This is a genomic window from Pedobacter sp. Hv1 (assembly GCF_001412215.1).
Classification (GTDB): Bacteria; Bacteroidota; Bacteroidia; order Sphingobacteriales; family Sphingobacteriaceae; genus Pedobacter.
Genome location: NZ_LLWP01000005.1, coordinates 318,812 through 345,458 on the forward strand (window position 1 = coordinate 318,812; position 26,647 = coordinate 345,458).

Below are 26,647 nucleotides of genomic sequence, written 5' to 3' on the forward strand. Positions count from 1 at the left end.
GTTTTATTTTTTAGCCGTAGAAAATGAATACGGAAATGCCGTTTCATTTACTCCTCTTTTTTGATTTGGTGTAGCAGACATGCCAAAATCCAATACTGCTCCTTTTTGTAGGTCTGAATGGCTTAACCAGTTTTTATCATAAGTTGCGCCATTTACTTTTAAGGTTTCAACATATCGGTTATCAGCACTGTTAGCAGGCGCATTGATCACTATTGTTTTGCCATTTTCCAAGTTCAAGGTTACTTTCTTAAACAATGGTGCACCAATTACATATTGGTCAACCGCAGGTGTAACTGGATAAAAACCCATGGCAGAAAATACATACCAGGCCGATGTTTGTCCATTATCTTCATCACCACAATAACCATCTGGAGTTGCTTTATACATTCTGTCCATTGTTTCGCGAACCCAGTATTGAGTTTTCCAAGGTGCACCGCCATAATTGTACAAATAGATCATGTGCTGAATAGGCTGATTACCATGTGCATATTGGCCCATATTGGCAATCTGCATTTCACGGATTTCGTGGATCACGCCACCGTAATAAGTATCATCAAATATTGGCGGAAGGATAAATACTGAATCGAGCTTGTTTACAAATTTTTCGTTGCCACCCATTAGTTTAGCTAATCCGGCCACATCTTGAAATACCGACCAAGAGTAATGCCAGCTATTGCCTTCTGTAAAAGCATCGCCCCACTTAAATGGACTAAATGGCGATTGAAAACTACCATCTTTGTTTTTACCTCTCATTAAACCTGTTGAAGGGTCAAAAAGATGTTTATAATTCATTGCCCGCTTGGCATATATGCCAATTTCACTTTCGGGTTTACCTAAGGCCTTACCCAATTGATAGATGGCAAAATCATCGTATGCATATTCTAAAGTACGAGCAGCATTTTCATTAATTTTTACGTCGTAGGGCACATAACCTAATTCGTTATAATATTTTACACCCTTACGGCCCACAGCGGTCATTGGCCCTTCATTATCTGCCCCATGCTTAACTGCCTGCCATAAAGTTTCAATATCGTAGCCACGCAGGCCTTTAATGTAAGCATCTGCCACTACCGAGGCAGAGTTATTGCCAATCATAATGTCTGCAAAACCTGGACTGCTCCATTCGGGTAAAAAGCCTCCTTCTTTATAATCATTGATCAAGCCTTCTTGCATTTCTTTATTAATCTCAGGATAAACCAGATTTAAGAAAGGATATAAGGCTCTAAAAGTGTCCCAGAAACCTGTACCTGCAAACATGTAGCCTGGCAATATTTTTCCGTTATAAGGGCTCCAATGCACAATTTTATTGTTGGCATCAATCTCATATAATTTGTTAGGGAAAAACAAGGTACGGTAGAGCGAAGAATAAAAGGTTCTGGTCTGATCAACCGTACCACCTTCTACTGCAACTCTGCTCAGGGTTTTATTCCAGATCGCTTTTGCTTTATTTTTGGTGGCATCAAAACCATCGTTGGCCAATTCTCTTTTTAAACTGATCTCGGCCTGTTCGAAACTGATAAATGAGGAAGCCACTTTAGTATGTACTTTTTCACCTTTGGTTGTTTTAAAACCAATTACTGCTCCGGTATGGTCGCTTTGAAGTTCTAAATCGGTATTGTTCAGTTTATTGCCAGACCATGTTTTTGAAATTGTAAAATCCTTATCAAAATAGATTACAAAGTAGTTTTTAAAATTGCTAGGCAGAGGCCCACGAGCATATTTTGAAGTGTAGCCAATAATTTTTCGTTCTGATGGAATAATTTTGATGTACGATCCTTTGTTCAAAGCATCAACCACAACAAAGGCACTGTCTGTTTGAGGAAAAGTGAAACGAAATTGGGCTGCCCTTTCTGTTGGGGTAATTTCGGTGGTTACATTTGCATCTGCCAAGTATACACTGTAATAATAAGGTTTTGCAATTTCGGCTTTGTGCGTAAACCAACTTGCTCTATCATCTTCGGTAAATTTCAATTTTCCGGTAACCGGCATAATGGCAAACTGTCCGTAATCATTCATCCATGGCGATGGTTGATGCGTTTGTTTAAAACCACGGATTTTATCAGCATCGTATTGGTAGGCCCAGCCATTGCCCATCTTGCCAGTTTGGGGCGTCCAAAAATTCATGCCCCATGGCAAAGCGATGGTAGGGTAAGTATTCCCGTTTGATAGGTCGGGTTTAGATTGCGTACCCATTAACGGATTGATCCATTCTACCGGATCGCTAATTTTACCTACAGTTTGTGCAGCTAAACCTAGGCTTGTAAAAATTAAGCCGAACGAAAGTAATTTCTTGATCATTATATCATGTATTGGGATGAAAGCATATAGCCAAGCTTTTAATTAAGCGCAAAGCAGATTATTTTAGCAAATGAGGTTTTTCTTTGTATACTTTCCAAAGAAATTCTCCAAATAAGGTATTTGCCCAAGCAAACCAACTACGTGTAAAATTCTTCGGGTCGTCTTTATGGAAACTCTCATGCATAAAACCTTTACCCGCATGTGTACGTTTCAACATTGCAATACAGTTTTTAATCTCAGCATCACTTACAGAAGTCATACCTTGCATGGTGATGGCCATAGGCCAAATCATATCCGGACCAATATGTGGACCGCCTACGCCCTCTGCAAATGTTCCTTTAAAGAAGTAAGGATTATCACTTGAAAGAATAAACCTTCTTGTATTTTTATAAATCGGATCGTCTACTTTAATGGCACCCAAATAAGGCATTGACAATAAACTCGGCACATTGCTATCGTCCATCATATAGGCACTACCAAAACCATCTACCTCAAAAGCAAACATTTTTCCATAGATAGGATGATCTTTTACCGCAAACTTCTTCAAGGCAGCATCAACCTCTGTAGCCAATGCGGTTAACTTGTCTGCCAAAATCTTATCATTTTGCAATGCATTTACCATTTCTGCCGCTTGTTTTAAACTGCTTACTGCAAAAAAGTTAGACGGAATTAGAAAAGGATAAATGGTAGCATCGTCACTAGGACGGAAAGATGAGCAGATTAAACCTACTGGCTTAACTGGAAAACCATACCCATTCATAGAAAGTGTATCTGTTGGATATAAACTTTCGCGTTGAAAGCGATAAGGTCCTTTACTGGTTTTACGTTGCTGCTCTATAAATGTTTTTAAAGTAGCCTCAATCGCTTTTTTCCATTCTCCATCAAAAGGAGTTTTGTCTCCTGTTTTTTTCCAATAGTTATAAGCCAAACGGATAGGATAACACAACGAATCTATTTCCCATTTGCGCTCGTGCACACCCGGTTTCATGGCTGTTTTATCATTTTTCCATTCGCCTATTTTAGTGGCATCATTATAAAAAGCATTGGCATACGGATCTTTTAAAATGTATTGTGTTTGACGATTGATCACCCCTGCAATTAAATCTTTTATTTTCTTTTCTTCGTTGGCAAACTGCAAATAGGGCCAAACTTGCGCAGAGCTGTCACGCATCCACATGGCATCAATATCTCCAGTAATCACATAAGTATCTGGCTTGCCATTTTGTAGGCTGTAGGTTACCGTGGTATCTAAGGTATTGGGGAAACAGTTTTCAAATAACCAGCCCAATTCTTTATCTGCTACATTAGCTTGAAAAGTTTTAATGGCATTGTCTACTGCAACACTGGTAAAATGACGTTTTTCTGCCGCCACTCTTACTACTGGAAAATCTGGGGCGGCTGCAAATGAGAATTTAGAAGCCAGTACACCGGCACCTAATAAGCTTGTATTCTGTATAAATGTTCTTCTTTTCATATCAAATTTAATGCTCGTTTGTGATATTTTCTGTTTTATGAGCAACTAAATTCCAGTTGCTGGCAGCACCAATTAATGATGCATGTTCATTTAATTCGGATAGTTTAAATGGAATGGTTAATTGATTAACCTGCAGTTCTTCGCTTAAGCTTTGGCAAAAATGTTCAATAGCCTGAGCAATGTTACCTCCCAAAATAACTACTTCAACTTTATTTTTATGAATAATAGGTATTAAAAATTGCGCCAAGCTCACCCCAAATTCTTCAAAAACCTGTTTGGCATAATCATCGGTTTCAACAATTGCTGCCAACTCTTTAACACCATCAAGTGTTAAACCACTTAGCTCTTGATAGCGACCAACAAACCATCTTGTTGAAAGGTAATCTTCGGCAATCCCATTCTTAAAGCTCGAATTCCAAAGTTCGGCATCCGATGCTTGTCCGTTAATGGAGAGTGCAGAACCTAAGCCTGTACCCAAGGTTAAACCCAATACGTTATTGTAACCTTTTGCAGCTCCACTAAACACCTCTCCTTGCATAAAAGCTGCTGCATCATTCACAAAATTGATATCAGTTAAGTGAATACCCAATCTGTTGGCCAGTTCTTCTTTGATGTTCACCAAGTACAAAGCATTAAACTTATCTTGTTCTTTGATCAAAGAAATTCCATTTTCATAATCAAACGGCCCGGGCATGGCAATGCCGATATGTTTTTCTTGCTGTGCAGATGTTTCAAAAACACTGTTGATTACATCGCACCATGCATCTAAAATAGTTGCTTTATCTTTTTTTGAATCTACAGCACTACGTTTAATCGAGCCTTCAATTAAGGCTCCATTTTCTAAATTTACCAATGCGGCCGTAATGTGCGAGCCGCCAATATCTACCCCTAATACAACAGGTCTACTCATGTTATCTTCTAATTCTATGTCTAGTTATCCTTAAACCAAAAGTATTAATTATTAAGCAAAACGGGTTTCTCATTCCATTCGAGTTTTAGTGCATAACCAATTACCTAAACCGTTTAAGTAAACATTGGTATTGTTTCAATTTTATCCAACCATTTGATCATGGTCCTCGTATTTAATCCGTTTTAACGTTTAAAAACACATTAAATACATTTTGTTCGTCTTTTATCTTATTGGATACTTGTACTTACCTTCTCTACATTCCAGCCATACACCTCTACCCTACAGTTTTTCAAATCAACATTGTTACAATCAATAGCTATTGTTTTTGAAGTTCCAGGCAGTACACTGATGTAGTTATCAGAGTAAAATGCTGGCAATATCCTCTTCCCTGTTTGTTGATCTATTAACGCAATTCTGGTAAAAAACGCTACAGGCTGGTTTGAAGGTGCCGTCAACTTAACTGATAACTTGTTTTTACCCATCATTGTTGGCTGCACCGACAGCTTGGTCTTGTTCATTTTTTGTAGGCCAGCATAGTTGCCGTTTTCATCTTCGAGCCAATAAAAGTTTTCGCTCAATACCTTTTGATTTTCGTCTAATAAAGCCAACTGGATAAACAATCCATCTTTTTGATGCAATTTTTCGATGGCATTTTTAATAGAGAAACATTTCTTCACCGTAGTTGGATCAATCTCATAAAAAATCTGGTCCAGAAAATAAGCCTTGCCAGCCATATCATAAGCTGTAGCTTTCACCATTAGGTTACGTTTGGCTACAAAATGATTGTTCACCACGGTTATGATGCTATCTGCCGGGTTCAACATAATGTGCAAAGGTTCGCTTCCAGTTCTCAAACCATATAAAGACGCATTTACATCTAAATAATAATCGTACATCTGGCCACGCAGGGCTGTCCACGGGTTTTGGGTTTTCCAGATAATTGAACCTGTATACCAATCCCACATGTGTGCAGAAAAACCCTCCATTAATGCCCTGTACTGATTATAATTAACCAATTGGGCCTTTTGAGCAAAATCTTCAGCATTTTTAGCTTCGTTATAAGGTTTAATGTGTTGATCGTAACCAATGTACTTATGGTATTCCCAAACCGAGTCTACTTTATTTGGGTGTTGTGGGGCAATTAAGTTGGCCTCAGGGATAAATCTTTTTAAAGATTCATAATCGCCGGTACCTACCGAACCAATTTCTGAGTTAAAAGGAAAAGTTCTGTTGGTCCAGAATGACCTGGGATTTTGGATATTGTAAGGTCCGTCTCCATTGCCTCCAAACGTATTCACCGACATGGCATCGCTGTTAGAGAAATCAATGAATGTACGAGTGCCATCTAATTTTGGTAAAATTTCATCTCTCAATGGAATCAAGATATCATCTGGAGGTGTAATTTCATTACCACCACACCAATAAGCCAATGAGGCATGGTTTCTGATCATTTTAATCTGATCGGCTGCTGCCGTTAACACCAATTGGTGATCGTTAGGGTATTTTCTTCTGGCCCATTGGTCTTCCTTTTTAAGTGGATCGTACCATCGACCATTGCAATCGCCACTAAACCAAAAATCTTGAAACACCAATAAACCATATTTATCGCAAGCTTCATAAAATTCTGGACGTTCGGTAATCGCACCTCCCCAAATCCTGATCAGGTTAAGGTTCATTTCTTTGTGGAAACGTATTTCTGCATCGTACCTTTGTGGCGAGAATCTTAGCATGGCATCAGAAATGATCCAATTGCCTCCTTTAATAAATATCTTCTGCCCGTTAATGGTGGTTTGCATACTCTGGGTATGTGTGTTAAACGCAGTTTCAATCTGTCGCACACCTACATTCAGGTTGTCTTCATCAGACACCCCTTTTGAGGTAATGAACTGCAACCGAACAGGGTAAAGATTTTGCTCTCCATAACCATTTGGCCACCACAATTTTGGATTCTGTAAAATCAATTGAGGCAGTTGCACTTCTGTATTTCGATTGGCAGCTAAGGTTACTTTGGTTTGGGTGGTTTTACCAGCCATAGTTAGCACTAATGTTCCTTCAACTGGCTTGGCACTTGTATTGATCAATTCGGCAGAAGCCTTGATCATTGCAGGCTGCTGAACCCCATCTACCGAGCGTTTACCAGGCACTAAGGTTACCACATGTGGGTTTTGCAGATTTACCGCTTTTGTTTTTTCGATAGTTACCTTGTCCCAAATCCCTGTATTGCGATCTCTAATTGGTTGGATCCAATCCCAACCAGCGGTATACTGGGTAGTTAATCCTTTGGCAATTGTTCCATCGCCACCTTGGCCCCCATTCGGATCGCCAGGAAAATCTGGTGGGTACACCAATACGGCCAAACGGTTACGGCCATCGGCAGCCAATAATGAAGTAATGTTGTACTGTTGGCGCAGGTGCATCCCTTCATGTATTTGCGCATTTACCTTTTTACCATTTAAAAAAATCTCGGTCTTATAGTTTACGCCTCTAAATTGCAGCCAAATTTGTTCGTCGGCTTTTGCTACCTGATTAAATGATTTTACAAACCAATACGTATAATAAGCATTACCTGTGTGGTAAATATCCTTAATCAATTTATTGTTCATCCCATAAAAAGGATCGGGAACTTTTTTGTTGTCTAACAGTGTGGTCAATACCGTACCGGGTACGGTAGCTTTCATCCACTGATCTACCGGAAAATCTGATTTAGACAGTTGTGCGCCTCCTACCTTAATATCGTTGATGTTGGCACAAACCCAACCCGAATTGAGCTCATATTTTTGTTGTGCAGTAACATCGAATGTCAAAAGGCAAAAAGCCAGTGCGCCTATCAAAAATAAATAAGTTGTTTTTATCATCTTCATAATCTATTGATAGGTCATTAATTCATATTAGAAATTGGTCTGTCTTTTACGGCCACACCAAATGTAGCTGAAGGCTTATTGCCCATGTAAATTTGTAGGTTGCCACCATTTACAATGCTCTTGTGCAAGAGATAAGATTTAGTGTAAGGCTTGCCGTTGAGCACAATTTTTTGGATATATTTATTCTCGTCACTATTGTTGATGACTTTAATGGTAAACTTTTTATTACCCGGCAATGAAATTGTTGCTGCATTTAATAAAGGTGATCCAAAAACATAGGCGCCGTTTGCAGGGTTAACCGGATAAAAACCTAAGGCCGAAAAGATATACCATGCAGACATCTGGCCTACATCTTCATTGCCACATAAACCATCTGGTTTTGAAGTAAAAAATTCTTTGTCAATTTTTCTAACCAGATCTGCAGTTTTCCATGGCTGACCCACATAAGGATACAAATATGGAATATGGTGCCCCGGTTCATTGCCCTGTGCATAGTTACCAATTAGCCCAGAAATATCTGGAGAGCTTTCTTTGCCGAATTGAAATGGAACTGTAAATAACGAATCCAATTTGGTTACAAATGATTTTTCGCTACCAAATAGTTTAACCAATCCTTCTACATCTTGCGGAACCAGCCAAATGTATTGCCATGCATTACCTTCAGTATAATCATCTTCGCGGTGTTTAGAAGCAAAAGGACTAAAAGGTGTACGCCAAGTGCCATCAGCTAGTTTTCCACGCATAAACTGCGTTTGAGGGTCGAAATAAAGTTCGTAAAGCTTGGCTCTTTTGGTAAAATATGCATAGTCGGCTGTTTTACCTAAGGCTTTGGCCATTCTGGCAATGCAATAATCATCAATGGCATACTCTAAAGCTTTAGCCACAGATTCGTTCACTTTTTCGGCAGGGATAAATTTCAATTGTTGGATATACTCGATACCATCTGTTTTTTGCATGGCCGATTGTTTGATGGCCTCATAAGCCAATTTCACATCAAAACCTCTGTATCCTTTTAAGTAGGCATCTACAATAACTGGAACAGCGTGGTAACCGATCATGGTGTTGGTTTCGCTTCCCATTAAATGCCAAACTGGTAATTTACCTTGTTGTTTATAGATGGCCAACATAGAGTTGACTACATCGCTTACTTTATCTTGATGAAGAATAGTATACAGCGGCTGAGCTGCACGGTAGGTATCCCAAAGTGAAAACGTAGTAAGGTTATTAAAAGCAGCTTTTTTGTAAACCTTTTTATCGGTACCCAAATAATCGCCATTTACATCATTAAATAATGAAGGCGCCACCATGGTGTGGTACAATGCGGTATAAAAAATCTTCTTTGAGTTGATAGAGGCATCTATCTTTACTTTTTGCAATTCTTTTTCCCACTTTAGATCTGCTTTTTTAACGGTGCCTTTAAAGTCCCAACCGGGTAATTCTGTTTGAAGGTTAAGTATGGCATTTTCAATACTTACAGGAGATATGGCTACTTTAATTTGCAGAACATCTTTCTGAATGGCCTGAAAATTAACAACAGCTTTTAATTGTTTTCCTGTAACATTGGTCCCATTTTTTAGCAATGGCCCATCGTACATTTCGATGTTCTTTACAGGTTGAGATAATTTGATCACAAAGAACAACCTTTGATCTGTAGACCATCCTTTTGAATTTCTATAACCTACAATGGTTTGCGGATCAACTAATTTAAGTTGTGATAGCACTGCTGCATCCCAACCAATCCCTTCCACCAAATCCAGCATCAAATGTGGATTTTCTGCACCTTTTTTAAAGGTATATTGATGAAAACCTACCCTTTCTGTTGCAGTCAATTCTGCTTTGATCTCATATTTATCTAACCAAACACTGTAATAGCCAGCTTTGGCCACTTCCTTTTCATGAGTGAAGGTAGAAACATAACCGTTGGCCAAATTATCTTTCTGGCCTTTGTCTAAAATCAGTTTTCCAGTAGTAGGCATAATAGAAAGATCTCCAAGATCTCCTATTCCTGTTCCACTGAGGTGTGTATGTGCAAAACCGGTAATGGTATTGCTTCCGTAATTGTAGCCACTGCACCAATCCCATCCTTCAAAAATATTGTTCGGACCAAGTTGAACTGCACCATAAGGAACATTTGCCCCTACAAAAACATGTCCGTGTTTGGCCGAACCTATTATCGGATCTACATATTTGGTTAAACTATTGTTGGCACTTTGCTGAGCGTTTGAAAATTGGGCAAGGGCTGTAAGTAAGACAATGGCAACCGTCATTTTTACATTCTGGTACAATGGTCTTATTGTGATTGATTTGAATAGCATAAATTTTAATTTGAGCAATATTAGGTTCATGTATCACATCTGGTGTGACCATGGCAATGACAACAGTTTCTAAATATAGGCAACAAATGCCAGAGAGGTAGGCTACATTTTTTATAGCCTAAGTTATTAGAATCGACTGGATCAAGTAAGTTTGATCCAGTCGATAGCTATAAGTGTTATGGTTTTTTATCCCACCAAAGTTTAGTTCCTCCATTATCAGGGCCGCCAAGTGTGGCTACCGCTCTTTGGTAACCACCTGGGTTACTATTGATAAATTTGGTACAGAATGGTAACCTGCGGATAAATGCAGTTGTAGAAATGGTACCTCCACTCGCATTGTTAATTACAGGGAAAAGTTTAGGATAACCTGTTCTTCTAAATTCAGACCAAGCTTCTTGTCCATCAGGATAAATGGCAATCCATTTTTGAGTAATGATACGTTCTAACTTTTTCTCATCAGTAGCTGCTACATCCCATTTAATGGTAATATTGCTTAAGTATGGGCTACCTGTTAAAACATCATTCTGACCAGCCACTACCGCTTTAGGGTCTATGTATGGTTTAGCTGTACTGGTGTTATCTGCTAAATATGCTGTAGCAGCACCACTTACACCCCACTCATCAAAAGAAACTTTAACGCCACTTTCGTAATTGGTTTGGATATCTCCAGCGTTGGTCCAGCCCAATAATGCTGCCTCAGCTTTTAAGAACCAGGTTTCTGCAGCACAAGCCAATCTTGCTTTTCCGTTAGATCCACTGAAATAATCGCCATTGGCCGAAAGTGCTGCTGGTTTTGAATAACTTCTATACCTGTCGTTATCTACCAAGGTAATGCCATTACGAATACCAATGTACTGACCACTCACAGCCGCATCTGCTGCTGGTGTCATGTACTTAGGTAAACGAGGGTCATTGTAACCACCTAAAATTGCACCTAGTGGAGCTCCAGATCTACAATCGCCCCAAGAATTGATGATATCATTGATCGGGTGACCAGCACCATAATTAATGAAAGCATTTTCATCGTTCTTTTCAATTAAACCACCATTTGCTGGGTTCAATGCTTTTTCTCCTTGGGTTTTAGCGGTAGCAGCATCTGCATATCTAATGCGGATAGCCATTCTTAACTTCAAGGTGTTGGCCAATTTGATCCATTTGCTTACATCGCCACTGTATACCATATCTCCAGCTTTCATGGCAGTAACATCACCAGAATTAGCCGCCATTTTCAATTTTGCAATGGCATTATCTAAACTGGTAAAAAAGTTATTATAGGCTGCTTGTTGGCTATCATAATCTACAGATAGATCGGCATTTGGTTTACCAAATTTACTATAGATCACTGGTCCGTGCTGATCTGAAACTTTCTGGGCTTCTATCACCGTTAAGATATTCAGCATCGCTGAGCTATAGTTAAAAGTTGTTGAAGGATACACTTTGGTACCATCTTCAAAACTCTTCGCTTTCTGCATCACATCATCCAGTTGGTTGATCATGATTCGATCATTCCAACCATCTTTCATAAAGTAATTGGTATTGTTATCGCCACCATAAGTGGTTGGGCTCATAAAATAACCACTGTAAACATCAGCATTTAAGTTCTGTTGCAACTGATAGATCCAGTTGGTCTGGTTAATCAAGTTGCGCTGCACCTCTCTCATCGGACCAATTACTTTTGTATAATCGGCATTTAACTGCGCATCGGTAAGCCCTGATAAACCTGTATTAAATTGTTCAAAGTTCTTTTTGCAACTGGCAAACACTGCCATTGCCGCCATTGTAAGGCTCAAAATTTTTATCTTATTTTTCATGATCATTCAATCTTTAAAAACCACATTTTAAACTAAAGCCAAAGCTTCTATAAGTTGGCAATCCAAATACATCAACGCCAACACCACCTGCATATACACCAGAAACCTGTTCAGGATCAAATGGTGCATCCTTTTTAATAAAGAATAGATTGGTTCCAATGGCACTTAAAGTAAGGTTGCTTATTCCCTTAACTTTTACCGGAACACGGTATGATAATGATAATTCTCTTAAACGAATTGCAGTAGCACTGTACATGTAGGCTTCGTCAATTTCGTTTCTTCCACCTATTTTATTGTAATAATCTTGAGCTTTAGTTTTGCCTGTCCAAGCTTTGCCATCGGCAGTTGCTGCGTTTGGTATGGTTACACCACCTGCATCTCTAGCATCGGCACTACGCTGACTTACCCCAAATGAATCGTAAAATGGTTCAGATAAACTCAATACTTTACCACCAAATTTACCATCAACCAATACGCTTAAGGTTAGATTTTTATAAGTGAAATTATTGCTCCAACCTACAATTGCTCTAGGGTTAGGATTACCTAAATAAGATTTAGCTTCATTACGACTTGGTACGCCCTGTGCATCAACTAAAATACGTCCTTGTGCATCGCATTGGAAAGTTGTTCCATAAATATCGCCAAATGAACCTCCTTGTTTTAAGTAGTTATTACCACCTCCAACAAGGGTAAGTAAACTGTTAGGATCTACACCAAGCGCTGCTGGGAACAATTCAACAATTTTATTTTTATTGGTACTTATGTTCAATGTTGTGCTCCATTTAAAAGCTCCTTCGTTTAACAATTTGTAACCTATAATAGCTTCGATACCAGAGTTCTGGATGTTACCGCCAGAAATATCTCCTTTTGTACCTGCAGCCACACCCGGAGGCAAGGTTACATCTTTTAAGAATTGACCTTTGATGTTAGATTTATACCATGTAAAATCTAAGGTTAAGCGGCTTTTGAAAAATCTCCACTCTGTACCCAACTCTATCGTGTTGTTCATTTCTGGTCTCAAATAATATCTCGGATCTTGAACTGGAGATCCATCTGGACTTACATAAGAACCTGCATCGATATTTGGCTGAGGGTTAGTTCTGTTATCTTCAATACCGTTACCTACTGTTGCATAAGATCCTCTGATCTTACCAAAGCTAATTGCTTCTGGCATTTTAAATAATTCTGAAACCACTGCATTAGCACCAATTGAGTAATAGTTATAAGATTGTTTTGGTGTAAATGCCAAGGTTGAAGACCATTCTTGTCTATCGGTTAGGTCTAAGAACAATTTGTCTTTGTAACCCAATTGTGCACTTGCAAAAATAGACTGTGTTTGGATATGGTGATTTTCGATTCTATAATGACGGCCATTATCGTTTGTACCATTAAAAATCAAGTTAGAAAGGGTAAACAAGTTCGGATAAGATAAGTTGGCATTTTCAATAGTGGTATTGATTTTCTTGATATCTGTAACCGATGTACCTGCAGTATATTCTAATTTAAAATCATCGTTCAAACTGTTTTTACCCATAAAGATCAAATCGCCATAATAGGTTTTCGATTCAAAGCCATTGTGATAAACTTTACCATTTACCCCACTAATGGTAGCTTGGGTAGTGGCATAAACATCTCTTTGTGCTTCAGAATTGTAGTAGTTATAGTTACCACGAGCCTGAACGTTTAACCAGTCTGTTAATTTATAGTTTAACGAAGCTGAGGTATAGATGTTCTTGTTATTGGTTTTAACTTTGTTTCTATTTAATACCCAATACGGATTTTGTTGATCATCACCACCTGTGAAACCCTTATCCATATTGATATTCCACCAGTTTTGCGCATTTAAGTAACGCGATGGCGAAAAATACTCGTAATTGTTTTTGTAATTGTCAAAATCCAATCCTCTTGGAAATAAGTATAGACCAAGTAATGGACTAAAGTACATACCAGGATTAACCCTATTTTCAACTTTTTGGATAGAAGCCATTACACTCGCGTCTAAGGTTAACCTGTCATCTAAAAATTTACTCGAATTTCTATAGTTCAAGTTGTTCTGATCAAATTTGCTGGTAGGGATGATTCCTTTGTTGGTTGTATTAGAGTAAGAAAAGAAATTGGTAGATCTTTCGTTACCTGATGAGAAATTTAAACTGTTGATCCAAGTAGAACCTTGATTAAAGAAATCATCAACATGGTTTTTTGAAGTACCTTTTGCACCCCAACTTTCCTTGCTTCCGGCATCAGTTGCTGTAGGTGCCGAAGTTTGTAGGTAGCTGTTTTGTAGATCTGGTGTTCCAAAAACATTGTCGAAGGTAACACTGCTAGAGAAATCAATTTTGCCTACTCCTTGTTTTCCTTTTTTAGTGGTGATTAAAATTACACCATTACTACCCGCACTACCATATAAAGCAGTAGCGGCTGCACCTTTTAAAAAGTTGATACTCTCAATATCTTCTGAGTTTACTGTACTCAAAATGTCACCATTATCAGGCATTGAGCTGTAGATATCTACTTTTGCACCTTCTGTTGGGTTGGTAATTGGCATACCATCAATTACATACAAAGGCTGAGAGTTACGTGTTGATTTATCACCACGGATAGTGATACGTGCGGCACCACCCACACCACCAGAGGTACGGTTAATCTGTACACCAGCTACCTTACCATTAAGGCTATTGATAACGTTAGGTGTTTTTACCGCATTTAATTCATCACTTTTAATGGTTTGTGTTGAATAGGTTAATGTTTTTGCTTGTCTGGTAATACCCAAGGCAGTTACCACCACTTCATTTAAATTACCCGATTCTGATAACAGTGTAATGTTAATGTTTTTGGTATCTGCATTAACTTGGATTGTTTTTGGTTGATAGCCCAGATAATTTACCTCTAAGGTAACTGCACCAGTTACATTTAAGGAGAAATTTCCTTTTGCATCTACCGAGGTTCCATTTGCGGTACCCTGTACTTTAACTGTTGCGCCAACTAGAGGAGTTTTATCTTCCTGATCGACAACAGTTCCGGTTAAGACCCTAGTTTGGGCCATTACATTCATAAAGCTAATTAGTGCTATGACTAATAATAGTAGCCGTTTTTTCATAAAATTTAAATTACAATAGGTTTTTTCTTTGGTTAGTTTGTGGTAGTGTGCATACACTAGAATTGGATATTAAAATCCCTGTCTTTTTTCAAGTCATATATTATATTTGGTTAGTTACACTTTAAATAAACACCTGATTATGAGCGCTATTTTAAATACTAAAACGTTTTACTAATTGCCCAAAACACGAGTGTTTTTTTTATGACCAAACAAATAACTCACATTTTAACCTGTTGACTGTTAAAAACAGCACTCAATTGACCGTGTTAAGGAGTTTAAGTAAAACGTTTTAGTAAATCAATATTAATTATTAGTCTTGAAAAAAACACAACTCAAAATGTAACTTTTATGTTACATTCAGATAAATCGCCTGTAATCGCTATTTTTTGCCAGTTATTATTTTCTCAGAATCAGTTTTGCTGGAATAATAATCTGTTCGTCTGGAAGTTTTGTTTTGGCCGATAATCTTGTTAGGATCAATTGGATAATTGTTTCTGCAATTTCTTCTAGTGGCTGTTGTATGGTAGAAATGCTTGGTGTGTGCAGTTCAAAGGCTTCATGATCATCGTAACCAATAATGGCAAAATTTTCATCTACCATTTTATTGAGCTGTTTAAGTGCTTTGAGGCCACTAATGGCTAAATAGTTGGTTGCAAATAAAACGGCATCCACTTCTTTATTTTTAAAAAGCTGCTTGATTTCTTTAATAGTCTCTTCTTCTGGTTGATGAAAAGGAATGCGCAATACCAATTCTTCTTTAAAGCCCAGGTTATGCGCTAAGAGTGCTCTTTTATATCCTTCAAAACGTTCTTCAATCTGCTCTACATCAATGTTAATAGTTACCAACGCAATATTCTTTTTACCTGTATGGATAAAACTCTCTGTAGCTTGATAAGAAGCTTCTAAGTGGTTTGCGCCTACATAATTGGTATTCAGCTCTGGTAAATTTCTATCGAAAAGGATGACTGGTTTATGGTCATTTAGCAACAGCTGAATATCTTCTTGTATCCCTTTAATTGGCGAAATGATATAGGCATCTACTTTTCTAGATTTGAACATATTAATCAGTTCCTTGGCCTTCTCTACACTGTTTTCGGTGCTTGAATAAATGATCTTGTACCCTTTTTTATAAGCCTTATCTTCAATTAGCCTGGCTATTTTAGAAAAGAAGGAGTTGGAAATGTCTTCTATAATTAAACCGATAATATTGGAATTACCTGTTCTTAAACTTCTTGCAATCTGATTGGGCTTGTAACCACTCTCTTTAATAATCTGCTGTACTTTTTTGATCACAGCATCGCTAATGGCCTTTTCTTTGGCTTTACCATTAATGATAAAGGAAACTGTAGTAATAGACAAATTGGCCTTTAAGGCAATATCTTTAATAGAGAGGGCTTTCATATTTATGTATTCGCTAAAGTTAGGAAATTAACAACCAATTTTGCTGTTCGTTCTGATGCGCCTGCAGTTCCCATCTTGGTGCCCAGTTCATTGTAATCATCTAACATGGTTTGACGCTCTTTCCCATCTAAAATCGTGCTCAACACACGGGCAATTTCTTTGCTGTTGCAATCTTCTTGAATCAACTCTGTAACTACCTTTTTATTCATAATTAGGTTAACCAACGATATGAATTTGATTTTAATCACCATTCGAGCAATACCAACAGAAATAGCACCACCACGATACAGCACCACTTGTGGCACTTTAAAAAGTGCTGTTTCTAATGTGGCCGTTCCAGAGGCCACCAAGGCTGCATGTGCCTGATGCAACAGGTTATAGGTTTGTGCAAAAACCAATTTTACATTTTTATCTCCGATGTATTGTTGATAATAGGCTGCCGTAAATGTAGGTGCTGCCGCAATTACAAATTGGTAGGCTGGAAATTGTGCCGTAATGCTCAGCATGTCTGGCAATAAACGTTCAATCTCTTGTTTTCTACTACCGGGTAATAAGGCAATTATTTTTTGTTCGCTTAAATCGTGCTTTTCTCTAAATGCCGCATCTGGGCTAAACTGTGCAATTTCATCTAATAAAGGATTGCCCACATAGTGGACATCCATCCCCCACTCCTTATAAAAATCTACTTCAAATGGTAAGATACAGAATAGTTGATCGACCACTTTTTTAATCTTCAATACCCGCTTTTGGTTCCATGCCCAAACCTTTGGCGAAATGTAATAACATACTTTTATGCCTTGTGCTTTTGCAAACTCGGCAATTTTAAGATTAAAGCCCGGAAAGTCTATCAAGATCAAAACATCTGGTTGATAGGCCAAGAGATCTGCTTTGCATGATTTCATGTTTTTTAAGATGGTTCGCAAATTGAGCAAAACCTCAGTAAAACCCATAAAGGCCATATCTGCATAGTGTTTTACCAACTCGCCACCTTCTGCCTGCATTTTATCGCCACCAAAATACCTGAAGTCTGCCTGTGCATCTTCCAGTTTCAAGGCTTTCATTAAATTAGCCCCATGCAAATCTCCAGAAGCTTCTCCGGCAACGAGGTAATATTTCATATCATAGAGGTAAAATGGAAAAGGTAAAATGGAAGAGGCATAAATTGGTCAATTGAATGATGTTGTTCACAACCATATGCCATTTTACAGCTTACATTTTCCATAATTTATAGAACTTTATAAAAGAAAAAAGCAAAAGCCCACAAAAAGGTGATGCTCAATATGCCTCTCCCGATATTTTCTTTATTTAATTTAAAAAAGTAGTTCATTAAAAAAGCGTTAATGGCAATACAGCCTATCAACAACAGATCTGCATGGTGCAGGGCCTTTACATTTTGCATTAAAAACCACATGCCTATACCAGGAACAATAGGTACGATGAAACCAATGCCCACGCCATTCCAAACCGTATTTTTTATTGCTGCAATTTTTTGCTTCATGTTAACCTAAGTTGACACCATCTGGTGCAGCAGTTTGAGGTGTTGAACTACTCGATTCCATAAATTCCCAAGTATTTAAAATCGGAATAACATGGTGCGCAGTTAAATCAAATTGTACGGGTACCACAGAGACATAACCATGGTCTAAAGCCCAAACGTCGGTATCTTCACCTTTATCATAGTTCTCGAAAACTCCGGTTAACCAGTAATAAGGTCTTTTGTATGGATCTGTTCTTTCATCAAAGTCTTCGGCCCATTTGGCATTGGCCTGTCTGCAGATTTTAATTCCTTTTAGGTCTGCTCCTTTAGGGAAGTTTACATTTAACAAAGTAGCTTCTGGCAATCCGTGAGAAAGTACTTGTAGGGCTATTGTTTTTACAAACTTTTTGCAATGGCTAAAATCTGCATCTTGCGCAAAATCATCTAAAGAAAATCCGATAGAAGGAATTTTTTCAATTGCACCTTCTACAGCTGCAGACATTGTTCCAGAATAAATTACGTTGATTGAATTGTTTAGTCCGTGGTTAATTCCAGACACACATAAATCTGGTTTTTTACCTTTAAAAACTTTATTTACGGCTAGTTTAACACAGTCTACAGGTGTACCAGAGCACTTATACATCTCTACACCCGGATATAAATCTACCTTATCAAAACGAAGTGGTTTGCCTATGGTAATGGCGTGCCCCATTCCAGACTGAGGTCCATCGGGTGCAACCACTACAACATGACCGATTTCTTGCATCACTTCAATTAAACTTTTGATACCTGGTGCAGTTATTCCATCATCATTAACCACTAAAATGGTGGGTTTCTTAGTGTCTTTGTTCATAATGGTAAAAATACGAGAAATTATGGTAGCACCAGAAATCAGGGCAATATAATTTTCGTCTAATTTTTAGGAAATGTGTGAATCTTCCACTTATATTTGACTCATAACTTATTACAGATGAAACGCCTATCTTTCTATAAGCTTCATCTCCATTAAAACCATATAAACCAATGAAAAACAAATTACTATTGTTTGTCTGTTTATTAATTTCAGGCTCAAATTTATTTGCTCAATCTGCTTATCAGTGGAAAACAGCAACCGCTGGGGGTTACACCTACAAATACGTAACCAACGACCCTTCTAAAACCCGTTTTTACACCTTAAAAAATGGCTTAACTGTTATTTTATCGCCAAATACAAAGGAACCAAATATCGAGTTCCGAATGAGTGTTAGAGCAGGGAGTAATACCGACCCTAAAAATGCTACTGGTTTAGCGCATTATTTAGAGCATCTTTTGTTTAAGGGAACCGATAAGTTTGGTACCGCCAATTGGGCAAAAGAAAAACCTTATTTAGATAAAATTGATGCACTTTACGAAAAGTACAATAAAACTACTGATCCGGCACAGCGCAAAGAAATTTACAAAGAGATTGACAAAACTTCTGGAGAGGCTTCTAATTTCTCTATTGCCAATGAATACGATAAAATGATTGCTGGTATTGGCGGTAGTTCATCTAATGCACATACTTGGTACGAGGAAACAGTATACAATGAAGATTTCCCTTCAAATTCTGTAGATAAATTTTTGGCCATCCAAGGTGAGCGTTTCCGTAAACCAATTTTCCGTATTTTCCATACAGAACTTGAGGCGGTTTATGAAGAAAAAAATCGTGGCTTAGATGATGATCGCAATAAATTAGATGAGGCGATGATGGAATTAGTTTTCCCAACACATAACTATGGTCAGCAGACTACCATTGGTACTATTGAGCACTTGAAAAACCCATCGTTAATTGAGATCAGAAAATACTACAACAAATACTACGTACCTAATAACATGGCTGCGATTTTCACTGGTGATTTTAATCCAGATGAGATGATCAAAAAAATTGATAAAACCTTCAGTTATATGGTAGCTAAACCGGTTACACTTTATAACCCAGCTCCAGAAAAACCATTAACTAAAATTCAACAAGTTGATATTTATGGCCCAAGTGCAGAAATGGTAGACATCTACTACCGTGGTTACGCAGAAAACTCTCAACAAAGTTTAATGTTGGGCTTGATCCGCAGCATTTTAACCAATGGTAAAGCTGGTTTAATAGACATTAACTTAAACAAGCAACAAAAAACATTGAGAGCTAGCGCCAGCTACCAACAAATGAAAGATTATGGTGTATTTAACCTAACTGCACAACCTAAACAGGGACAAACTTTAGAGCAAGCATCAAAATTATTATTAGAGCAAATTGAGCTGTTAAAACAAGGTAGTTTTGATGATGATTTGTTAAAAGCAATTGTGGCCAACCAAAAATTAGGTTTCTTACAGGCTTTTGACAGCAATGGTAACAGAGCAGAAAATCTATCAACTGAGTTTGTTTTAAACAGAGGTACCAAATGGGACAAAAACCTTGGCGAAATTGAAGCTACTGCTAAAATTACCAAAGCACAGGTAGTGGCATTTGCTAAAGAGTTCTTCAAAAACAATTATGTAATTGGTTTTAAACATAAAGGCGAAGACAAAAATGTAATTAAGGTAGAAAAACCAACCATTACACCAATCAATGCAAATGCAAACTTAACCTCTCCATTTGTAAAAAGTGTGATTGACGCACCAGTAAAACCAATTGCACCTAAGTTTTTAGACTATCAAAAAGACATTGCATTTGGTAAAGTTGGTATTGCTGAGGTATTAACTACTAAAAATAACGACAACAGTATTTTTAGAATGAGCTATAGATTTAACCTTGGTGCTAACAATTACAAATTATTGCCATACGCTTCTTCTTATTTACCTTATTTAAGTACTGATAAATATAGTGCAGAAGAGATTAGTAAAGCGTTTTATAACATTGCCTGTAGCTATAGCCTAAGTGTAGGCGCAGAAATTGTAACTATTAATATTAGTGGCCTACAAGAGAATTTTGATAAGGCAGTAAGTTTAGTAGAGCATATTTTTGCCAATGTTAAACCGAACGAAAAAGCTTTAACCGAGTTAAAAAGCAACATTTTAAAATCTCGTGAAAACAATAAGTTGAACAAAGGCCAGATTATGAATGCCCTTACTTCTTATGCACAATATGGCAACTTAAATCCTTTCAATAATGTATTGACCAATGAGGAGGTGAAAAACATTAAAGCTGAAGATTTGATTTATATTTTGCACAACTTAAATAACTACGAACATGTGGTTACTTATTATGGTCCAAAAGATCAAGCTAGCTTTAGTGCCGATCTTAAAAAACAACATTTATTACCAAAAGAATTTACGCCGGCAGCACCTGCAAAAGTTTATACCTACACTACACAAGATGCAAACAAGGTATACTTTGCAAATTACGACATGGTACAATCAGAAATTCGTTGGTTAAGGAATACAGGTGTTTACAATAAAGCAGATGCAGCAGAAATTCAGGTTTTCAATAGCTATTTTGGTGGAGGTATGGGTTCTATCGTTTTCCAAACCATTAGAGAATCTAAAGCGTTAGCTTATTCTACTTTTGCAACTTACCAATCTCCAGATAGAGCAGACAAACAATACAGCATGGTGGCTTATGTAGGTAGCCAAGCTGATAAAATGACTGATGCGGTAACCGGAATGAATGAATTGTTAAATGTATTGCCACAAAGCAACAAATCTTTTGACGGAGCGAAAGCCAATGTATTGAATGGTTTAGAAACTACCCGTATTACAAAAGATGGTGTACTTTATGCTTATTTTGCAGATAAAAAATTAGGCTTCGACCACGATTCAAGAATTGATCTGTACAAAGAATTGAAACCGATCAATTTTGGTAGCATCAAATCTTTCCACGAACAAAAAATTGCCAACAAACCTTATACCTATTTAATTGTAGCTTCTGATAAAAAAGTGAAATTAGAAGATATGCAAAAATTTGGCGCAGTAACTACTTTAAGTTTAGAGCAATTATTTGGCTACTAAACTAGAGCGACGATTTAGTTAAAAAAATCATCAAAAAAGCGAATTCGGAAACGGATTCGCTTTTTTTGTGAATGTGGTTTTTATATCAATAACATTACTGGGCAAGTTTATGTTGACATTTGAATTTAAAAATCAATCAGTTATCTTTAACAGATGCGCTTATTTCTTTTTTGCCTCTTATTAGTTTGTAAAATGCAGCAAGCCTTTGCTCAAGATCCCTTAGCTGAGAAAATGAGCTGGTACAACCTTTCTAAACCTCATAATAATCTGTTTGTACATTTCGACAAGAATGTATATTCAAATAATGAAATGATATGGTTTACGGGCTATCTGCTCAAATCGAATTTAAAAGAAGCTGATGCGCATCAGATCATGTCGGTAGCTTTGATCAGGGCCATAGACAGTACCGTTGTACTGCAAAAAAGATACCTAATGGATAAGGGCATAGCTATGGGTAGCCTGCAAATCCCAGATTTCGTACTAACAGGAGATTATTATCTGACAGCCTTTACCAATATGACTATTGGGGGCAAACCTGCCGCCATGTTTGTTCAGCCTATTACCCTAAAAACCAATATTGATCCTCCATTTAAGGCCAATATCAAATTGACAGATACCACAACCAAAGGGAATGACCCACATCAGGTACTGATCTCTGTAACCACAAAAGATGGCTTGTTTTTACCAAAACCTACTAGCATTAGCTACAGGTATGGGGCGCTTTATAAAAATACCAAAACAGATGCCTCTGGTCAATTACTGATTAGCCTGCCACAACAGAACCAATTAAGCGACCCTAATATTTATGTGAAATTACAGTACGAAAAAGACAGTACTTTTATCAACATGCCATTACCACAACCAAAGGCTAAGGCGAGTGTCAAATTCTATCCAGAGGGGGGCAATATGGTTGCTGGCCTACCTGCAAAAATAGGTTGGGAGGTAAAAGACCAGCAAAACCGACCAATACCTTTAAAAGCCCTGTTATTTAAAGATAACAAGGTGGTTGATACCCTTGAGACCAGCAGTTATGGCATTGGCAAATTTCAAATGGTACCAGAAAGCAATCATACTTATACTGTTAAACTTGTGCATTCTGGTCTGGCCGACAGTGTGTATACTTTGCCGAGTGCCATTGCCGAAGGATTGGTAATGGATATGGCAAATGCAGTGGTACAGGATACGCTGAAACTTACCCTAGGCAGTAATGCTACACGTAAGTTCATTATTCGAGTGCATAATTTTAGGGAGAGTTTTTTATATATCCCATTTGATATGGGATACAGCAAAAGGGTAATTAAAATACCCCTAACGGAAGTACCCAAAGGGCTTGCGGTAGTAACCATTTCTGACAGCTTAAATCGACCGCTGGCAGAAAGGATGTTCTTTGCCCATTATGATCGGACTGAAAGGATTAAACTTACCACAGATCAACCAAGTTACAAACAAAGAGAAAAGGTAACCCTGAAACTTAACCTAAAAAACGTAGAAGAACAAGCTATCGTTTCCGTTGCCTGCGTACAAGACAATAGGCTTGAGCTTAAAAAGATGACCGATATAGAAAGTTACACCTATCTCAATCAAGAGCTAGGTACTTTGCCCCTCCATGTAAATGGAAATGGATTTACAGACAGAGAATATATGGAACAAGTGCTACTGGTAAAAGGATGGAGAAAATACACCTGGCAGGAGCTACAACAAACCTTGGCCAAAGATACCGTTCAACACTTAGAGAACCTTAAAATTAGTGGGCAGGTAACCAGGTATAAAAAAGAGCTGGGCAAAGCTAAGGTGCTCGGTACTATTGGCGGCGATCAAATGGCCATGATCAATACCGAAGAAAAGGGTATTTTCTATTTTCAAAATGATCAACTCCTTACCTCTTCAGAAAATAAGATGTTCATATTTGTAAATGACAAGGACAAGTACCCTTATGATATCAAAATTAATGACCCCTATATCAACCTAAATAAACAAGTAGCAAAAAGGCTATCCAATGAAATTGTTATCTCTCCTACTAATTTGCTCAACAATTCAGGATTGGTCATCAATGGCAATGAGAAGGCAATTCGTTTGCAACAAATCACCATCACCTCTAAAAAAGATAAAAGTTTTAATAATTTGAACCCTCAAGAAAAAAAATTACCCGGGTCAAATGCTTGTGGAGATTATGTTTGTGTGTACAATATTTTAAATTGCCGTAACCATGTTAATGACTTTGCCAATACACAACCCATTCCTGGAACAAAATATACAACTTCTAATAAATCGGTAGTAACTTACCGCGAGTGTACAATCGCTTCGCCAGAAGAAAAACAATTTCTTTATCCTATTACTGGAATCTATTTACATAAAGAGTTTTATCATGATGAATATAAGGAACCCCAAGAGCCGGCTTTTTTTTCTACTATTTATTGGAATTACCTTACCCCATTAAAAGCTGGCAAAGAAACCGAACTGAGCTTTTATACTAGCGACATTAAGGGAAAGTTCAGGATTGTAGTGCAAGGCACAACCAATAAAGGTGTAGTTTATGCTGAACAATTTTTTGAGGTAAAAGCCAATTGACATCGATTTGGCAAAAAACAGGTAAAGTGTCGAACATTAAGTATCGAGTTTGTATTGACATTTGAATTTCAAAATCAATCAGTTATCTTTAACAGATGCGCTTATTTCTCTTTTTTGTATTGTTATGCTGTAAGTTGACATCTGTTTTTGGCCAAGACCATTTGGAAGCCAAAATGAAGAGTTATGACCTCTCTAAACCTTATGCTAATCTATTTGTGCATTTTGATAAAAATGTTTACTCAAATAATGAAACCATCTGGTTTACAGGATACCTGTTAAAATCGAATTTACAAAGCGGTTATACGCCTCATGTCATGTCGGTAGCTTTGATCAGGGCAATTGATAGCAGTGTGGTGATGCAAAAAAAGTATATCATGGATAAAGGAATTGCTTTGGGCAGTATGTTACTCCCAGATTCTATTCAAACAGGCAATTATTACTTGGCCGCCTCTACAGATATCATTACCAATGGCAAACCCATTACCTTATTTGTGCAACCAGTTACATTAAAAACCAATATTGACCCAAAGTTTAAGGCCAATATGAAATTGATGGATGTTTCTAAGAAAGAAACCAATGTGCATCAAATATTAATTGCCGTTACCAGTAAAGAAGGGCTGTTTTTACCCAAACCTACCAGCATTAGTTACAGGTATGGCAATAGCTATAAGAATGCCAAAACAGATGTATCTGGCCAGTTATTAATCAGCATTCCGAAGCAAGATCAGCTCGTTGATCCGAATATCTATGTGAAGCTGAAATACGAAAAAGACAGTACATTTATCAATATGCCCTTACCACAGCCCAAAGCCAAGGCTAGCGTCAAATTCTATCCGGAGGGAGGCAACATGATTGTTGGGCTACCCACAAAAATAGCTTGGGAGGTAAAAGACCAACAAAATAGGCCAATGGCTTTAAAAGCCTTTCTGCTTAAAGGTAATGAAGTAATAGATACCATTGAAACCAGCAGCTATGGAATTGGCAAATTTCAAATGGTAGCAGAAAATAATCATGCCTATACTGTTAAACTTGTTCATTCTGATCTGGCCGACAGTGTATATGTTTTACCAAAAGCCATTGACAAAGGATTAGCAATGAATATGGCCAATGCAGTGGTACAGGATACACTGAAATTAACCTTAACTAGTAATGCCACACGTAAGTTCGCTATTCGAATACATAATTTTAGAGAGAGTTTTTTATACATCCCATTTGACATGGAGTATAACAAAAGGGCGATTAAAATACCGCTAACCGAAGTTCCAAAGGGGCTTGTTACCTTAACCATTTCTGATAGTTTAGATCGGCCAATGGCAGAGAGAATGTTCTTTGCCCATTATGATCCAAGTGAAAAGATTGGAATTACAACTGATCAAACCACTTACAAACAAAGAGAAAAAGTAACCTTAAAACTTGACCTAAAGGATATAGAAGAACAAGCCATTGTTTCTATTGCCTGTGTACAAGACAATAGGCTTGAGCTTAAAAAGATGACCGACATAGAAAGTTACAGTTATCTTAGTCAAGAATTGGGTACTTTACCGCTGCATAGAAATGGATATGGATTTGCTGATCAAGAATACTTAGAGCAAGTTTTATTGATAAAGGGCTGGAGAAAATATACTTGGCAAGATTTACAAGCCGCCAACCCAAAAGATACGGTTCAACAACACTTAAGTCTCCTTAAAATTAGTGGACGTGTACTCAAAAATAAAAAAGAGCTCAATACAGTAACAACCATTGGTATGTTCGGGAACAATACCACCAACTTAGTCAATACGAATATAAAAGGGCATTTTGACCTTAACACTAGTGATCTATTGACAGAGAGCGAAAAGAAGTTATATTTATTTGCTAACGAGAAAAATAAACTTCCTTATACTATTCTGGTAAATGATGAGTTTATCAGTACTAACGAAAAAATAGCTCAAAACTTGGCTCATGAGAACACGGTCATTCCTTCTGGCTTGATCAATACCACAGAGCTGTTGCTCAAAAACAATGAAAAAGCGACCCGTTTAAAAGAAATCTTGGTTACTGCGAAAAATGATGATCGCTTTAATTATGGTGTTGGCCCTAATCCATGTGGCGATTATGTGTGCAGTTACAATATTTTAAATTGCCCTAATCATTCTGGAGACCCCCGTAATACGAGACCTGTTAAAGGCTTTTCTTATTTAACAGCCGGGGTGAAACTGGTATACCCTGGTTGTGATGAACCATCTTCCACATTTTTCAACATCAACCCGCTCTATTTACATAAGGAATTTTACATCAACGATTATAAAGAACCCCAAGAGCCTGCCTTTTTTTCTACGCTGTATTGGAATTATGCCACCCTATTAAAAGCAAGTACACCAACCGAACTTAATTTTTACACCAGTGATATTACAGGAAAGTTTAGGATTGTTGTACAGGGCGTTAGCGATAAAGGTGTTATTTACTCGCAAAAAATCTTTGAGGTAAAAGGTAATTGAG

The 26,647-nt window shown here is 37.6% G+C and carries 14 protein-coding genes; 3 read left to right on the top strand and 11 right to left on the bottom strand.

Translation table 11 applies throughout. From position 1 onward, the window contains the following. Window positions 1-3 precede the first annotated feature (3 nt). The 11 genes from AQF98_RS13000 to surE form a co-directional block, all read right to left on the bottom strand. Window positions 4-2,298: a GH92 family glycosyl hydrolase gene (locus AQF98_RS13000; RefSeq protein ID WP_055132386.1), complete on the bottom strand. Its 2,295-nt coding sequence runs from the start codon at window positions 2,296-2,298 to the stop codon at window positions 4-6. Window positions 2,299-2,356: 58 nt separating this feature from the next. Then, window positions 2,357-3,772: a glycoside hydrolase family 125 protein gene (locus AQF98_RS13005; RefSeq protein ID WP_055132387.1), complete on the bottom strand. Its 1,416-nt coding sequence runs from the start codon at window positions 3,770-3,772 to the stop codon at window positions 2,357-2,359. A gap of 7 nt (window positions 3,773-3,779) precedes the next feature. After that, the gene (locus tag AQF98_RS13010; protein ID WP_055132388.1) at window positions 3,780-4,682 is read right to left on the bottom strand and encodes an ROK family protein; all 903 of its coding nucleotides are present in this window, start codon (window positions 4,680-4,682) and stop codon (window positions 3,780-3,782) included. A gap of 227 nt (window positions 4,683-4,909) precedes the next feature. Continuing rightward, window positions 4,910-7,543 carry a glycoside hydrolase family 2 TIM barrel-domain containing protein gene (locus AQF98_RS13015; RefSeq protein ID WP_235524228.1) on the bottom strand — a complete coding sequence of 878 codons (2,634 nt, stop codon included), beginning with the start codon at window positions 7,541-7,543 and terminating at the stop codon, window positions 4,910-4,912. Window positions 7,544-7,560: 17 nt separating this feature from the next. Further along, window positions 7,561-9,858 carry a GH92 family glycosyl hydrolase gene (locus tag AQF98_RS13020; protein ID WP_055132558.1) on the bottom strand — a complete coding sequence of 766 codons (2,298 nt, stop codon included), beginning with the start codon at window positions 9,856-9,858 and terminating at the stop codon, window positions 7,561-7,563. Between the two features lie 176 nt (window positions 9,859-10,034). Beyond that, window positions 10,035-11,669, bottom strand: coding sequence for a SusD/RagB family nutrient-binding outer membrane lipoprotein (locus AQF98_RS13025; RefSeq protein WP_055132559.1), 1,635 nt, complete (start codon window positions 11,667-11,669; stop codon window positions 10,035-10,037). 13 nt (window positions 11,670-11,682) lie between these two features. Further along, window positions 11,683-14,766, bottom strand: coding sequence for a SusC/RagA family TonB-linked outer membrane protein (locus tag AQF98_RS13030; protein ID WP_152969708.1), 3,084 nt, complete (start codon window positions 14,764-14,766; stop codon window positions 11,683-11,685). A 396-nt stretch (window positions 14,767-15,162) separates the two neighbouring features. Continuing rightward, on the bottom strand, window positions 15,163-16,167 hold the full coding sequence (locus AQF98_RS13035; RefSeq protein WP_055132389.1) for a LacI family DNA-binding transcriptional regulator: 1,005 nt from the start codon (window positions 16,165-16,167) through the stop codon (window positions 15,163-15,165). A gap of 2 nt (window positions 16,168-16,169) precedes the next feature. Then, window positions 16,170-17,285, bottom strand: coding sequence for a lipid-A-disaccharide synthase (gene lpxB, locus AQF98_RS13040; protein ID WP_055132390.1), 1,116 nt, complete (start codon window positions 17,283-17,285; stop codon window positions 16,170-16,172). Window positions 17,286-17,392: 107 nt separating this feature from the next. Next, the gene (locus AQF98_RS13045) at window positions 17,393-17,665 is read right to left on the bottom strand and encodes a hypothetical protein (RefSeq protein WP_055132391.1); all 273 of its coding nucleotides are present in this window, start codon (window positions 17,663-17,665) and stop codon (window positions 17,393-17,395) included. Between the two features lies 1 nt (window position 17,666). Then, the gene (gene surE / locus AQF98_RS13050; RefSeq protein ID WP_055132392.1) at window positions 17,667-18,497 is read right to left on the bottom strand and encodes a 5'/3'-nucleotidase SurE; all 831 of its coding nucleotides are present in this window, start codon (window positions 18,495-18,497) and stop codon (window positions 17,667-17,669) included. A gap of 170 nt (window positions 18,498-18,667) precedes the next feature. Here surE and AQF98_RS13055 point away from each other — a divergent pair, with 170 nt between their 5' ends. From AQF98_RS13055 to AQF98_RS13065, 3 genes are all read left to right on the top strand, one after another. Beyond that, window positions 18,668-21,601, top strand: a complete 2,934-nt coding sequence (locus AQF98_RS13055) for a pitrilysin family protein (protein WP_055132393.1) — start codon at window positions 18,668-18,670, stop codon at window positions 21,599-21,601. A gap of 192 nt (window positions 21,602-21,793) precedes the next feature. Next, the gene (locus tag AQF98_RS13060) at window positions 21,794-24,169 is read left to right on the top strand and encodes a hypothetical protein (protein WP_055132394.1); all 2,376 of its coding nucleotides are present in this window, start codon (window positions 21,794-21,796) and stop codon (window positions 24,167-24,169) included. 95 nt (window positions 24,170-24,264) lie between these two features. Beyond that, window positions 24,265-26,646, top strand: coding sequence for a hypothetical protein (locus AQF98_RS13065; protein WP_152969709.1), 2,382 nt, complete (start codon window positions 24,265-24,267; stop codon window positions 26,644-26,646). The last annotated feature ends 1 nt before the right edge of the window (window position 26,647 follow it).